Annotated in this window: 10 protein-coding genes; 1 reads left to right on the top strand and 9 read right to left on the bottom strand. The window is 70.2% G+C overall.

The window, feature by feature from the left end; genetic code table 11:
* Window positions 1-86 precede the first annotated feature (86 nt).
* The 7 genes from gap to ACIQCZ_RS22890 form a co-directional block, all read right to left on the bottom strand.
* Entirely contained in the window at window positions 87-1,097 is a 1,011-nt protein-coding gene (gene gap, locus ACIQCZ_RS22920; RefSeq protein WP_351085063.1) for a type I glyceraldehyde-3-phosphate dehydrogenase, read from the bottom strand.
* Between the two features lie 260 nt (window positions 1,098-1,357).
* A complete protein-coding gene (gene whiA, locus ACIQCZ_RS22915) occupies window positions 1,358-2,347 on the bottom strand; it encodes a DNA-binding protein WhiA (RefSeq protein WP_030919772.1) in 990 nt (329 codons plus the stop codon).
* Window positions 2,338-3,372: a uridine diphosphate-N-acetylglucosamine-binding protein YvcK gene (yvcK, locus tag ACIQCZ_RS22910; RefSeq protein WP_376221333.1), complete on the bottom strand. Its 1,035-nt coding sequence runs from the start codon at window positions 3,370-3,372 to the stop codon at window positions 2,338-2,340. The genes whiA and yvcK overlap by 10 nt, the downstream gene beginning before the upstream one ends.
* Entirely contained in the window at window positions 3,369-4,370 is a 1,002-nt protein-coding gene (rapZ, locus tag ACIQCZ_RS22905; RefSeq protein ID WP_402284555.1) for an RNase adapter RapZ, read from the bottom strand. The genes yvcK and rapZ overlap by 4 nt, the downstream gene beginning before the upstream one ends.
* Window positions 4,367-6,541, bottom strand: coding sequence for an excinuclease ABC subunit UvrC (gene uvrC / locus ACIQCZ_RS22900; RefSeq protein ID WP_402284554.1), 2,175 nt, complete (start codon window positions 6,539-6,541; stop codon window positions 4,367-4,369). The genes rapZ and uvrC overlap by 4 nt, the downstream gene beginning before the upstream one ends.
* Window positions 6,542-6,663: 122 nt before the next feature.
* On the bottom strand, window positions 6,664-7,542 hold the full coding sequence (locus ACIQCZ_RS22895) for a hypothetical protein (RefSeq protein ID WP_402284553.1): 879 nt from the start codon (window positions 7,540-7,542) through the stop codon (window positions 6,664-6,666).
* A 4-nt stretch (window positions 7,543-7,546) separates the two neighbouring features.
* Window positions 7,547-8,188: a papain-like cysteine protease family protein gene (locus ACIQCZ_RS22890; RefSeq protein WP_402284552.1), complete on the bottom strand. Its 642-nt coding sequence runs from the start codon at window positions 8,186-8,188 to the stop codon at window positions 7,547-7,549.
* Between the two features lie 230 nt (window positions 8,189-8,418).
* Between ACIQCZ_RS22890 and ACIQCZ_RS22885 the strand changes: the two genes are divergently transcribed.
* On the top strand, window positions 8,419-9,339 hold the full coding sequence (locus ACIQCZ_RS22885; RefSeq protein WP_402284551.1) for a hypothetical protein: 921 nt from the start codon (window positions 8,419-8,421) through the stop codon (window positions 9,337-9,339).
* 18 nt (window positions 9,340-9,357) lie between these two features.
* Here the strand turns inward: ACIQCZ_RS22885 and ACIQCZ_RS22880 are convergent, their stop codons facing one another.
* Both ACIQCZ_RS22880 and uvrA read right to left on the bottom strand, forming a co-directional pair.
* Entirely contained in the window at window positions 9,358-9,786 is a 429-nt protein-coding gene (locus tag ACIQCZ_RS22880; protein ID WP_376221324.1) for a Rieske (2Fe-2S) protein, read from the bottom strand.
* 299 nt (window positions 9,787-10,085) lie between these two features.
* On the bottom strand, window positions 10,086-13,139 hold the full coding sequence (uvrA, locus tag ACIQCZ_RS22875; RefSeq protein ID WP_402284550.1) for an excinuclease ABC subunit UvrA: 3,054 nt from the start codon (window positions 13,137-13,139) through the stop codon (window positions 10,086-10,088).
* Window positions 13,140-13,255 lie beyond the last annotated feature (116 nt).

The following is a 13,255-nucleotide window of genomic DNA, read 5'->3' as shown; positions in this document are numbered from 1 at the left end:
GAGGGAGCATGCAACGGGGCTCGAACGGCGCGGCGTTGCGCTGTTCGAGCCCCGTGCTCACATCGAGATGCCTGCCGACCCGGAGGTCAGAGCTGGTTGCCGACGAAGACGGTCAGGTCGACAAGGCGGTTGGAGTAACCCCACTCGTTGTCGTACCAGCCGAGGATCTTCACCGACTTGCCCTCCTGAACCATCGTCAGCGAGGAGTCGAAGGTGCAGGACGCCGGGTCGCCGACGATGTCCGAGGACACGATCGGGTCCTCGGTGTAGTAGAGGATGCCCTTGAGGTCGCCGTCGTCGGCGGCCTTCTTGAACGCGGCGTTGACCTCGTCCTTGGTGACCTCGCGCTGCAGCTCCACGACCAGGTCGGTGGCCGAGCCGGTCGGGACCGGGACGCGCATGGCGATGCCGTCCAGCTTGCCCTTCAGCTGCGGGAGCACCAGGGCGGTGGCCTTGGCCGCGCCGGTGGTGGTCGGGATGATGTTCTCGGCGGCGGCGCGGGCGCGACGCAGGTCCGAGTGCGGGAAGTCCAGGATGCGCTGGTCGTTCGTGTAGGCGTGGACCGTCGTCATCAGGCCCTTGACGATGCCGAAGTTCTCGTCCAGGACCTTGGCCATCGGCGCGACACAGTTGGTGGTGCAGGAGGCGTTGGAGATGACGTGGTGGTTGGCCGCGTCGTACTTCTCCTGGTTGACACCCATCACGATGGTGATGTCCTCGCCCTTGGCCGGAGCCGAGATGAGGACCTTCTTGGCACCGCCGGCGATGTGCTTCTCGGCGTCGGCCTTCTTGGTGAAGATGCCGGTCGACTCGATGACGATGTCGACGCCCAGTTCGCCCCAGGGGATGTCGGCCGGGTTGCGCTCGGAGAGCACCTTGATGGTGTGACCATCGACGGTGATGGTGTCGGTGGTGTGGCTGACCTCTGCCTTCAGACGACCCAGAATGGTGTCGTACTTCAGCAGGTGGGCCGTGGTCGCAGTGTCACCCAGGTCGTTGACAGCCACGATCTCGATGTCCGCACCCTGCTCCAGCAGCGCGCGGAAGTAGTTACGTCCGATGCGGCCAAAGCCGTTGATGCCTACGCGGATCGTCACGAACCGATCTCCTCGTTAGGTACGCCGGTTTTCGACGCCGGCGAGTTGTATGGGATGTCCCCGACCGCCTCCGACCCTACCTCTCCGATGGCGCGGGAGTGACATCGAGCGGGGCCGGAAGAGCCGCAAAGGCCCGTACCCCTCGGTAGGGGTACGGGCCTGCGAATACCCGGTCGAACACGCAGTCACGAATACGGATCGTCAACACCCCGGGGATTTCCCGGCGTTCTGAATTCGGCCGATTTCACAGCCTTCGCGGGTCACCCCACCAGTCCGTCGGCGAGCTCCTCGCTGAGGGTCGATTCCGTCCCCGGGATACCCAGGTCCTGGGCCCGCTTGTCGGCCATCGCCAGGAGTCGGCGGATCCGGCCGGCGACCGCGTCCTTCGTCAGCGGCGGGTCGGCGAGCGCGCCCAGCTCCTCCAGGGAGGCCTGCTTGTGCTCCATGCGCAGCCGTCCGGCCGCCGCGAGGTGCTCGGGCACCTCCTCGCCGAGGATCTCCAGCGCGCGCCCCACCCGGGCGCCCGCGGCGACCGCGGCCCGCGCGGAACGGCGCAGGTTGGCGTCGTCGAAGTTGGCGAGCCGGTTGGCCGTGGCGCGGACCTCGCGGCGCATCCGCCGCTCCTCCCAGGCCAGCACCGACTCATGGGCGCCGAGCCGGGTGAGCAGCGCACCGATCGCGTCGCCGTCGCGGACGACGACGCGGTCCACCCCCCGCACCTCGCGGGCCTTCGCCGCGATGGAGAGCCTGCGGGCTGCACCGACCAGCGCGAGAGCCGCTTCCGGACCGGGGCAGGTCACCTCCAGCGAGGAGGAGCGGCCCGGTTCGGTGAGCGAGCCATGGGCCAGGAAGGCCCCGCGCCAGGCGGCCTCGGCATCGCAGGTGGCCCCCGAGACCACCTGCGGCGGCAGACCGCGGATGGGCCGGCCGCGACCGTCCACCAGGCCGGTCTGGCGGGCCAGCTGGTCGCCTCCCGCCACCACCCGGACGACATAGCGGGAGCCGCGCCGCAGCCCGCCGGGAGCCATCACGATCAGCTCCGAGCTGTGCCCGAAGATCTCGAGGATGTCCCGCTTCAGCCGACGGGCCGCCATCGCGGTGTCCAGCTCCGCCTCGATCACGATCCGACCGCTCACCAGGTGCAGCCCGCCGGCGAACCGGAGGATCGCCGAGACTTCTGCCTTCCTGCAGCAGGTCCGGGTCACGGGAAGCCGAGAGATTTCGTCCTTCACCGCCGGCGTCATCGCCATGGGCCGATCCTTCCATGCATCCGAAAAATACGGTCGTACGCGGCGGCCAACAGCTCCGGATCATGGATCGGAACGCCGTCGGGTGAGGCCACCGGCGCCAGCTCGACCGCGGCGCCGAGCCGCTTGGCGGCGTCGGCGAGGGACTCACGATCGGGCACGGCGGCTTCGTCGGCCAGCACCACGTCCATGGCGAGTTTAGGGGCGTGTCGTCCCAAAACCTCCAAATGACGCTGCGGAGAGAAGCCATCAGTTTCGCCGGGTTGCGGTGCGAGGTTGAGCGAGAGGACCTTGCGGGCCTTGGTCTCGACGAGCGCGTCGAGCAGTTCCGGGACGAGCAGATGCGGGATCACGGAGGAGAACCAGGACCCCGGACCGAGCACCACCCAGTCGGCGTCCAGGACGGCGGCGACGGCCTCGGGAACGGCCGGCGGGTCGTGCGGGACGAGATGGACGGACTGCACCTCGCCCGGGGTGAGCGCCACGGTGGCCTGGCCGCGCACCGTGTCCACGTCGTCCGGGCGGTCCGGGTCGTGGCCCCGTACGAGCGCCTGGAGCTCCAGCGGCACGGCGGACATGGGCAGCACCCGGCCGTGCGCCCCGAGGAGCTTGCCGACCAGGTCCAGGGCCTGGACGTGGTCACCGAGCTGCTCCCACAGGGCGACGATCAGCAGATTGCCGACCGCGTGCTCGTGCAGATCGCCCTTGGACTGGAAACGGTGCTGGATGACCCGGGCCCAGGTCTGGCCCCAGTCGTCGTCACCGCACAGGGCGGCGAGCGCCTTGCGCAGGTCGCCGGGCGGCAGGACGCCGAGCTCCTCGCGGAGCCGGCCGCTGGAGCCGCCGTCGTCGGCGACGGTGACCACGGCCGTGAGATCGCCGGTGATCCGGCGGAGCGCGGCGAGGGACGCGGACAGACCCATGCCGCCGCCGAGCGCGACGACCTTGGGCTGCGCGCCGCGCTTGCGGCCGGGCAGCGCTGCGGTGGCTCTGCGCAGCCGCCGCAGGCGCAGATTACGGCTGGTCACTCGCGCCCCATGTCCCGGTGGACGAGGACGGTCTCGATGCCTTCGGTCGCGAGTCTGGCCGCGAGCTTCTCCGACATGGCCACGGAGCGGTGCTTGCCGCCCGTGCAGCCGACGGCGATCGTCACGTAGCGCTTGCCCTCGCGGCGGTACCCGGCGGCGATGAGCTGGAGCAGTTCCGTGTACTGGTTGAGGAATTCCTTGGCGCCGGGCTGGTCGAAGACGTAGGCGGAGACCTCTTCGTTGAGCCCGGTGAACGGCCGCAGCTCGGGAACCCAGTGCGGGTTGGGCAGGAAGCGGCAGTCGACCACCAGGTCGGCGTCGACCGGCAGGCCGTACTTGAAGCCGAAGGACATCACCGTGGCGCGCAGCTCCGGCTCCTCGTCGCCGGCGAACTGGGCATCCATCTTGGCGCGTAGTTCGTGCACATTGAGGCTGGAGGTGTCGATCACCAGGTCGGCGTCGCCGCGCAGCTCGCGCAGCAGGTCGCGCTCGGCGGCGATGCCGTCGACGATCCGGCCGTCACCCTGGAGCGGGTGCGGGCGGCGGACCGATTCGAAGCGGCGGACCAGGGCGTCGTCGGAGGACTCCAGGAAGACGATCCGCCGGGTGACGTGCTTGGCCTCCAGGTCGGCGAGGGAGTCACGGAGGTTGTCGAAGAAGCGGCGGCCACGCACGTCGACGACGACGGCGATACGGGCCACGTTGCCCTGCGAGCGGGCGCCGAGCTCGACCATGGTGGGGATCAGGGCGGGTGGCAGGTTGTCGACGACGAACCAGCCGAGGTCCTCCAGACACTTGGCCGCCGTGCTGCGTCCGGCGCCCGACATCCCCGAGATGATCACCAGCTCGGGGATGGCCGCGTTCCCGTCGCCCGGGTCGATGGTGGTGCCCGTACTCACGTGTCCCGCTCCGTCTGTTCGGTCGGTGCTTTCGTGCTCGGCATCGCGTTCCTGCTCGATGTCGTGTTCGCGTTCGTGTTCGTGTTCGTGCTCAGTCATGGCGTGCTGCCCCCGTCGTCCTCTTCAATGATCTCTCCTGTCGCCGTGTTCACGGCGGGCGCGGCCGGGGCGGCCGAGGCCAGGGCGACAGCCACTGATTCCGCCGTTCTGCGGCCTATCCCCGGAACCTCGCAGATCTCGTCGATTGTCGCCTGCCTCAGCTTCTTCACGGAGCCGAAATGCTTGATCAACGCCTGCTTCCGGGTCTCTCCGAGGCCTGCGACCGCGTCCAGGGGGCTGGAACGGATGCGCTTGGCCCGCTTGGCGCGCTGATACGTGATCGCGAAGCGGTGGGCCTCGTCGCGGACGCGCTGGAGGAGGTAGAGGCCCTCGCTGGAGCGGGGCAGGACGACGGGGTCGTCGTCATCGGGCAGCCAGACCTCTTCGAGGCGCTTGGCGAGGCCGCAGACGGCGATGTCGTCGATCCCCAGCTCGTCGAGGGCCCGCTTGGCCGCGGCGACCTGTGGCTGACCGCCGTCTACCACGACGAGCTGCGGCGGATACGCGAACCGCTTGGGCCGGCCGTCGTCCTCACGGGGCTCGGCGTCCGGGTCCGGGGCACCGTCCGGGAAGGGGCCGGTACCCGGTCCGGGGACGGTCTCCCCGGTGGGTGCGGTCCCCGGACCGGGAGAGGTGTCCGTGCCGGGGGCGACGGCCGGGAGGAGAGCCGTGCCCGTACCCCGTGCGGCCCCGGTGGGAGCGGCCGTGTCGCCGTCGGCGGCCGGGACGGGGCCGGTCGGGGCGAGGGTCTCCTCCCACTCCCCCGTCCGCTCCTTCTCCTGGAGGTAGCGCTTGAAACGGCGGCCGATCACCTCGTGCATCGACCGGACGTCGTCCTGGCCCTCGAAGCCCTTGATCTGGAAGCGGCGGTACTCGCTCTTGCGGGCCAGTCCGTCCTCGAAGACGACCATGGACGCGACCACGTCGTCGCCCTGGAGGTGGGAGATGTCGAAGCACTCGATGCGCAGCGGGGCCGTGTCGAGGCCGAGCGCCTCGGCGATCTCCTCCAGGGCGCGGGAGCGGGTCGTCAGGTCCGAGGCGCGCTTGGTCTTGTGCAGCCCCAGGGCCTGCTGGGCGTTGCGCTGGACCGTCGCCATCAGGTCCTTCTTGTCACCGCGCTGCGGGATGCGCAGGCTGACGTGGGAGCCCCGGCGGTCGGCGAGCCACTGGGAGATCGAGTCGGGGTCCTCGGGGAGGGCCGGGACGAGCACCTCCTTGGGGACGGAGTCGCCCGTCTCCTCGCCGTACAGCTGCTGCAGGGCGTGCTCGACCAGGCCCGGGGTGTCGACGTTCTCGACCTTGTCGGTGACCCAGCCGCGCTGACCGCGCACCCGCCCGCCGCGCACATGGAAGATCTGGACGGCGGCTTCGAGTTCGTCCTCGGCGACCGCGATCAGGTCGGCGTCGGTGGCGTCGGCGAGGACGACGGCGCTCTTCTCCATGGCCCGCTTGAGGGCCTCCACGTCGTCGCGGAGCCGGGCCGCCCGCTCGTACTCCATCTCCTCGGCCGCCGCCATCATGTCCTTCTCCAGGCGGCGGATGTACGTACCGGTGCGGCCGGCCATGAAGTCGCAGAAGTCGACCGCGAGTTCGCGGTGCTCCTCGGGGGTGACCCGGCCCACGCAGGGGGCCGAGCACTTGCCGATGTAGCCGAGGAGGCACGGGCGGCCGGTCCTGGCGGCGTTCTTGAAGACCCCTGCCGAGCACGTACGCACCGGGAAGACCCGGAGCATCAGGTCGACCGTCTCGCGGATCGCCCAGGCGTGCCCGTAGGGGCCGAAGTAGCGCACGCCCTTCTTCTTGGCCCCGCGCATGACCTGGACTCGCGGGAATTCCTCGTTGAGTGTGACCGCGAGATACGGATAGCTCTTGTCGTCGCGGTACTTGACGTTGAACCGGGGGTCGAACTCCTTGATCCAGGAGTACTCCAGCTGGAGCGCCTCGACCTCCGTGGAGACGACCGTCCACTCCACCGAGGCGGCCGTGGTGACCATCGTGCGCGTACGCGGGTGGAGCGCGGCCAGGTCCTGGAAGTAGTTGGCCAGGCGCTGGCGCAGGTTCTTGGCCTTGCCGACGTAGATCACCCGGCGGTGTTCGTCGCGGAATTTGTAGACCCCCGGGGAGTCGGGGATCTGTCCCGGCTTGGGGCGGTAGCTGGAGGGGTCTGCCATGTGTCCCACCCTACTTGCGGGCAGTGACAGTGCTGTCCGTCGGCGGTGGAGCCGTGCTCCGGGGCGCGGACGGGAAAACGCGCCCCGGAGCACGGGTCAGGGGGTACGGGCGCGGTCGCCGGTCAGGGGGCTGCCCGGTGGCGGCGACGGTTGCGCAGGGCCGTGAGGCCGCCGAGGGCGAGCACGGCGAGGGCCCCCGCTCCGGCGGCGGCCGACGTGGCGGTCAGGGCCGTGTCGGAGGCCGCGCCCGCGGCCGCCACCCCGTGGTCCCCTCCGGCGTCCTCCCGGGGGCCGGAGGTGCCGGTGGACGGTCCGTAGCCGCCCGCCTTGCCCGAGTGGGCGTAACCGGAGCCCGGGAGCTTGTCGCCGTAGGCCCGCCGCACCCGGGTGCGGTAGGCGGCCAGGGTGGTGCCGCGGGCACCGACCGCGCGGACCGCGTCGTCGTCCAGGGGGAGCACCCTGGACCCCTTCTGGACGTACCAGGCGTCCGTCTGCGGCTCATGGAACACCGTCCCGCCCGGGAGCTTGCGGGCGCCCGCGGCGGCGTACCGCGCCTCGTCGTTGCCGGTGGCGATGTTCACCACCTGCCAGGCGCCGTCCTTCCCCTCCGTCGGAAGGGTCCACAGGGATGCCTTCCGGCCGTCCGAGGAGACGGCCGTGGTGGCGAGGTGGTCCAGCCGGGCGACGGGCGCTCCCGGTTTCCCGGCGACGAAGTCCGGAGCGAGGCTGCGCACCGGGACGACGGGTCCCACGATGCGCGGTGCGGCCGCCGACCGGGTGATCGTGCCCTCGCGGGCGAAGAACCGGGACAGGATGTCCAGGGTCGCGGGGTCGGTGGCCGCCCGGCGGGCGGCGCTCAGGGCGGCCGGATCGGACGCGGGGCCGGTGGCGGCTGCCGCCCGCGGAGCCGTGACGGTCAGCAGGGCGGCACCGGCCAGAACACCGGTGGCGGCCGCCGCGGCGGCCGCGGACCGAGCGGTGCGTGTGGTCCTGGAGATCATTTCGTCACGCTCCGATCCGGTAGAGCGAATGGGTCCAGGAGAACTCGTTGTTGCTCACGTACCAGGCGTGCGAGGCCCAGTTGTAGCGGTTGCCGGAGGGCCAGGGGTCGCCCCAGTAGGCCCAGCTGTTCGCGTCGTCGTACCCGTACAGGACATGCATGTGACCGCCGCCCGACGACCACTGGATCCGGGTCTCGACGGGGCGTCCCGCGGCGATCTCGGCCTGGACGGTGGGGTAGCGCAGCCAGCCGGTGACGTACGAACCGGGGTTGATCCCGGCCCAGTCGAGTCCGTTCTGGACATTGCCCAGCGTGGCCTGCGAGTTGGGGCACTCATAGCCCTGGGCACGCCCGAAGGCGGCGTTGCAGAACTGGTTCTGCGAGTAGTTGCGGCCGAACCAGGTGGCGATGGTGTTGCCGGACGCCGCCCAGCACCAGTTGGTCTTCTGCTGCGCCTGCATGGTGATGTTCAGACGCTGGGTGGCGGCGATGCCGCTGCCGGCGGTGGTGGTGGTGGGCCGTGCCGCCGAGGTGGTCGTGGCGGGAGTCTGCTCCGCCGAGGCGGTCGCCGTCGGTACGGCGAGCAGGACGGCTGCGAGGACGGCCGTGACCGGGAGTCGTCCCGGTCGGATTCTTCGGTTGCGCATGGCGTTCCTCCCAATGCAGGGGGTGTGTGATCGGAGGAGCGCGTCCGGACGCTGTTCGAGGAGCATCAACCGTTGTCGGGGACGGGTCAACACGCTTCAATGCGGGGGAACAGCGCGGTGTGAACGGCGCGGCGGATACGTGAACGGATCCGCCCCGGCCACCTGCGGCACCGCCCCGCACCGACGTGGTCTCCCGGCCCCGCGTCGTGAACGTTCACCTGGAGGACCTCATGCAGCACACCGAGGCCGAACTGGCGCAGGTGCTGCACACCGGCCCGTTCCATCTGGCGCTGCGCACCGCACTCGCGGTGCGCGGGCTGCCGCTCCAGCGGGTGCAGCACCATCTCGCACACCGTGGGGTCAAGGTCGGGGTGACCAGCCTGAGTTACTGGCAACAGGGGGCCAGGCGTCCGCAGCGCGCCGAGTCGCTGCGGGCCGTGAAGGCGCTGGAGGAGGTGCTGGAACTACCGGGGAACTCGCTGCTGCGGCTGCTGGGGAGCGGGCGTGTGGATGCCGACCGGCCGGCCGCGCGTTCCTACCGTTCCCTGATGGAGGCGTCCGGGGCGGTGGAGCGGCTGCTCGCCGCGATGGGGTCGCCGGTGGACGGTGGGCTGCACACGGTGGGGCATCACGAGCGGGTGTGGATCGGGCCCGGCCGGGAGCTGCGGCGGCGGGGGTCGCAGCATGTGGTGCGCGCGCACCGGGACGGCATCGACCGCTATCTCGCCGTCCACCGGGGCGATCCGGGCTGCGATCCGGCGCGGGTGGGGGTGTCGGCCCGGGAGAACTGCCGGACGGGGCGGGTCCGCTGGGACCGGGGGACGGGGGTGCTCGTCGCGGAGCTGCTCTTCGACACCCGGCTGAGACCGGGTGACACGTACCTCTTCGGCTATGGCTTCGACGACGCGACGGGAGGACCGTGCCGCGAGTACGTCCGCGGCTTCAGCTTCGGCGGCGGACAGTACGTGCTGCAGGTGGGATTCGACGAGGCCGCGCTGCCGGTGCGGTGCCGGAGCTTCGCCCAGGTCTCGGCGGGCGCACCGCGCGGTGCCCGTACGGATCTCACCCTCACCGGCCGGCACCGGACCGTTCACCTGGTGGAGCAGGGGGTACGGCCCGGCCTGGTCGGCATCGACTGGGACTGGGAGTGAGTCCGTTCGCGGCGGAGGTCAGGCCTCGGGGCCCGCGATGAGCTTCCCGCCCTCCAGCCGGACCGGCACCGCGGGCAGCGGCACGGTCGCCGGGCCGTGCAGCGCCTCGCCGGTGGTCGTGTCGAAGTGGCTGCCGTGGCAGGGGCACTCCCCCACGTTGTCCTCGATCTTGTTCAGCAGGCAGCCCGCGTGGGTGCACTGGGCGCTGAACGCCTTGTACTGCCCTTTGGCCGGGCAGCTGACGATGACCCGCTGGTCCCGGTAGAGCTTGGATCCGCCGACCGGAACCTCTTCCGGCGCACCGAGTTCGACGGGCGCGGTCGGCGTCGGCGTCACGGCGTGGCCGAGCTTCGACTCGGTCGAGCAGGCGGCGACTCCCAGCCCGGCGGCGCCGGCGAGCGCGGCACCCTTCAGCACGGTACGGCGGGCGGCGGGCTGGCCGGGCATGCGGTCTCCACTGGTCAGAGGGTGCAGGGTGCAGAGAGTTACCGCGGGCGACTGAGGCACCGCGAATACCGGAGGTACCGCGGGTATCAGCGCCATCGGTGACAGAAGCGACGATACCGGCGGGGACCAGGGGCCCGTCGGCCGGGCCACCCCGGACGGGTCGTCCCTGGTCAGGAGGGGTCGTATGCCCCGGATCGGAGTGTTGTGGGGCGCTCGGCCGCAACAACGAGCACCGGGGCGCCCCCGTGCCGACGAAAGCGGCGGCCCCGGATTCCGGAGCCGCCGCCCGTACGCGGGCCTCAGGCCTTGCGCGTCGCCTTCTTCGCAGCCGGCTTCTTCGCGGCTGCCGTCTTGGCGGTCCCGGCAGTGGCGGACTTGGCGGGCTGGCCCGCGCTCGTCCTGGCCGTGGCCGTCTTCCTGGCCGGGGCCGACTTCGCGGCGACGGCCTTCTTCGCCACCACGTTCCGCACCGGCTTGCGGGCCGCGGGCACCGCTGCTTCGCTCACCCGGTCCGGGTCCAGGATGCCCTGGAGGAACTTGCCGGTGTGGCTGGCCGGAACCCCGGCGACCTGCTCCGGTGTCCCCTCGGCGACGACCAGACCGCCGCCGTTGCCTCCTTCGGGGCCCATGTCGATGACCCAGTCCGCGGTCTTGATCACATCGAGGTTGTGCTCGATGACGATCACCGAGTTCCCCTTGTCGACCAGCCCGGAGAGCACCTTGATGAGCTTGCTGATGTCCTCGAAGTGCAGACCCGTGGTCGGCTCGTCCAGTACGTAGACCGTGCGGCCGGTGGAGCGCTTCTGCAGCTCGCTCGCGAGCTTCACACGCTGGGCCTCACCACCGGAGAGCGTCGGCGCGGACTGGCCGAGCCTGACGTATCCGAGGCCGACCTCGTGCAGCGTACGGAGGTGACGGGCGATCGTCGGGACGGCCTCGAAGAACTCCAGGCCCTCCTCGATCGGCATGTCCAGCACCTCGGCGATGGACTTGCCCTTGTAGTGGACCTCCAGGGTCTCGCGGTTGTAGCGCGCCCCGTGGCAGACCTCGCACGGGACGTACACATCCGGCAGGAAGTTCATCTCGATCTTGATCGTGCCGTCGCCGGAGCAGTTCTCGCAGCGGCCGCCCTTGACGTTGAAGGAGAAGCGGCCCGGCAGATAGCCGCGCACCTTCGCCTCCATCGTCTCCGCGAACAGCTTGCGGACGTGGTCGAAGACACCGGTGTACGTGGCCGGGTTGGACCGGGGCGTACGGCCGATGGGCGACTGGTCGACGTGGACCACCTTGTCGACCTGGTCGTCCCCGTCGACCCGGGTGTGCCGCCCGGGGACCGACTTCGCGCCGTTCAGCTCGCGGGCCAGGTGGGTGTAGAGGATGTCGTTGACCAGCGTCGACTTCCCCGAACCCGAGACGCCCGTGACGGCCGTGAGCACACCGAGCGGGAAGGAGACGTCGATGTCCTGGAGGTTGTTCTCGCGGGCACCGTGCACCGTGAGCCTGCGCGCCGGGTCGACGGGGCGCCGGATGTCGGGCATCGCGATCGACTTCTTGCCGTTCAGGTACTGGCCGGTGATCGAATCGTCGTTGCCCAGCAGTTCCTTGAGCGATCCGGAGTGGACCACCTTCCCGCCGTGCTCACCGGCGCCGGGGCCGATGTCGACGACCCAGTCGGCGACCTTGATGGTGTCCTCGTCGTGCTCGACGACGATGAGCGTGTTGCCCATGTCACGGAGCCGGACCAGGGTCTCGATCAACCGGTGGTTGTCCCGCTGGTGCAGGCCGATGGACGGTTCGTCCAGCACGTACAGCACGCCGACCAGGCCGGAGCCGATCTGGGTGGCCAGCCGGATGCGCTGGGCCTCGCCGCCGGACAGGGTGCCTGCCGCGCGGTTCAGCGAGAGGTAGTCGAGGCCGACGTCGACCAGGAACCTCAGCCGTTCGTTGACCTCCTTCAGCACCCGCTCGGCGATCTTCTTGTCGCGGGCGTTCAGCTTCATCCGGCCGAGGAATTCGGCGCACTCGCTGATCGACATCGCGGAGACCTCGGCGATGGACTTCTCCATCACCGTCACCGCGAGGACGATGGGCTTGAGCCTGGTGCCCTCACAGGTCGGGCAGGGCACCTCACGCATATAGCCCTCGAAGCGCTCCCGGCTGGAGTCGCTCTCGGCCTCGGAGTGCCGCCGCTTGACGAACTGGACCGCGCCCTCGAAGGCGGGGGTGGTGTAGGCGCGCTCGCGCCCGTAGCGGTTGCGGTAGCGGACCTCGGTCTGGATCTTGTGGCCGAAGAGCAGGGCCTTCTTGGCGCGCTGCGGCAGCCCGGCCCATGGGATGTCCGTACGGAATCCGAGCGCCTCGGCGAGCGCGCCGATCAGCCGGCCGAAGTACTCCTTGGTGTGGCCGTGCGACCAGGGGTGGATCGCGCCCGCGTCGAGCGACCTCTCCTCGTCGGGGACGACCAGCTCCGGGTCGACCTCCATCCGCGTACCGATACCCGTGCAGTCGGGGCAGGCGCCGAAGGGTGAGTTGAAGGAGAAGGATCGCGGCTCCAGCTCCTCGAAGGAGAGGTCGTCGTACGGGCAGTAGAGATGCTCGGAGTACATCCGCTCACGCTCGGGGTCGTCCTCGGGGAGGTCGACGAAGTCGAGCACGACCATGCCGCCGGAGAGCCCGAGCGCGGTCTCGACCGAGTCGGTCAGCCGGCGCTTGGCGCTGTCCTTCACCGTGAGACGGTCGATGACCACCTCGATGGTGTGCTTCTCCTGCTTCTTCAGCTTGGGCGGCTCGGAGAGCTGGACGGTCTCGCCGTCGACCCGGGCCCGGCTGTAGCCCTTGGTCTGCAGATCGGCGAAGAGATCGACGAACTCGCCCTTGCGTTCGCGCACCAGGGGCGAGAGCACCTGGAAACGGCTGCCCTCGGGCAGACCGAGCACCTTGTCGACGATGGCCTGCGGCGACTGGCGCGAGATGGGCCGCCCGCACTCGGGGCAGTGCGGCTTGCCGATCCGGGCGAAGAGCAGCCGGAGGTAGTCGTAGACCTCGGTGATGGTGCCGACCGTCGAGCGCGGGTTGCGCGAGGTCGACTTCTGGTCGATGGAGACGGCGGGCGAGAGGCCCTCGATGAAGTCGACGTCCGGCTTGTCCATCTGGCCGAGGAACTGGCGGGCGTACGAGGAGAGGGACTCCACGTAGCGTCGCTGGCCCTCGGCGAAAATCGTGTCGAACGCGAGAGACGACTTACCCGACCCGGAAAGCCCGGTGAAGACGATGAGGGAGTCGCGGGGAAGGTCGAGCGAGACGTTCTTGAGGTTGTGCTCGCGAGCGCCACGGACGATGAGACGGTCGGCCACGCCGGTCCGCACCTTTCTAGAGAGAAATGGGGGAACTGAGCCCCTGTCCCAGGGTATGGGGGGCGCCACAGCGATGTACGAAGCTTTCGACTCCGAGCGTATAGCACGCACATTCG

This window comes from Streptomyces sp. NPDC093149 (assembly GCF_044754145.1).
Taxonomy (GTDB): Bacteria; Actinomycetota; Actinomycetes; order Streptomycetales; family Streptomycetaceae; genus Streptomyces.
This window is presented reverse-complemented; position numbering and strand designations above follow the sequence as displayed.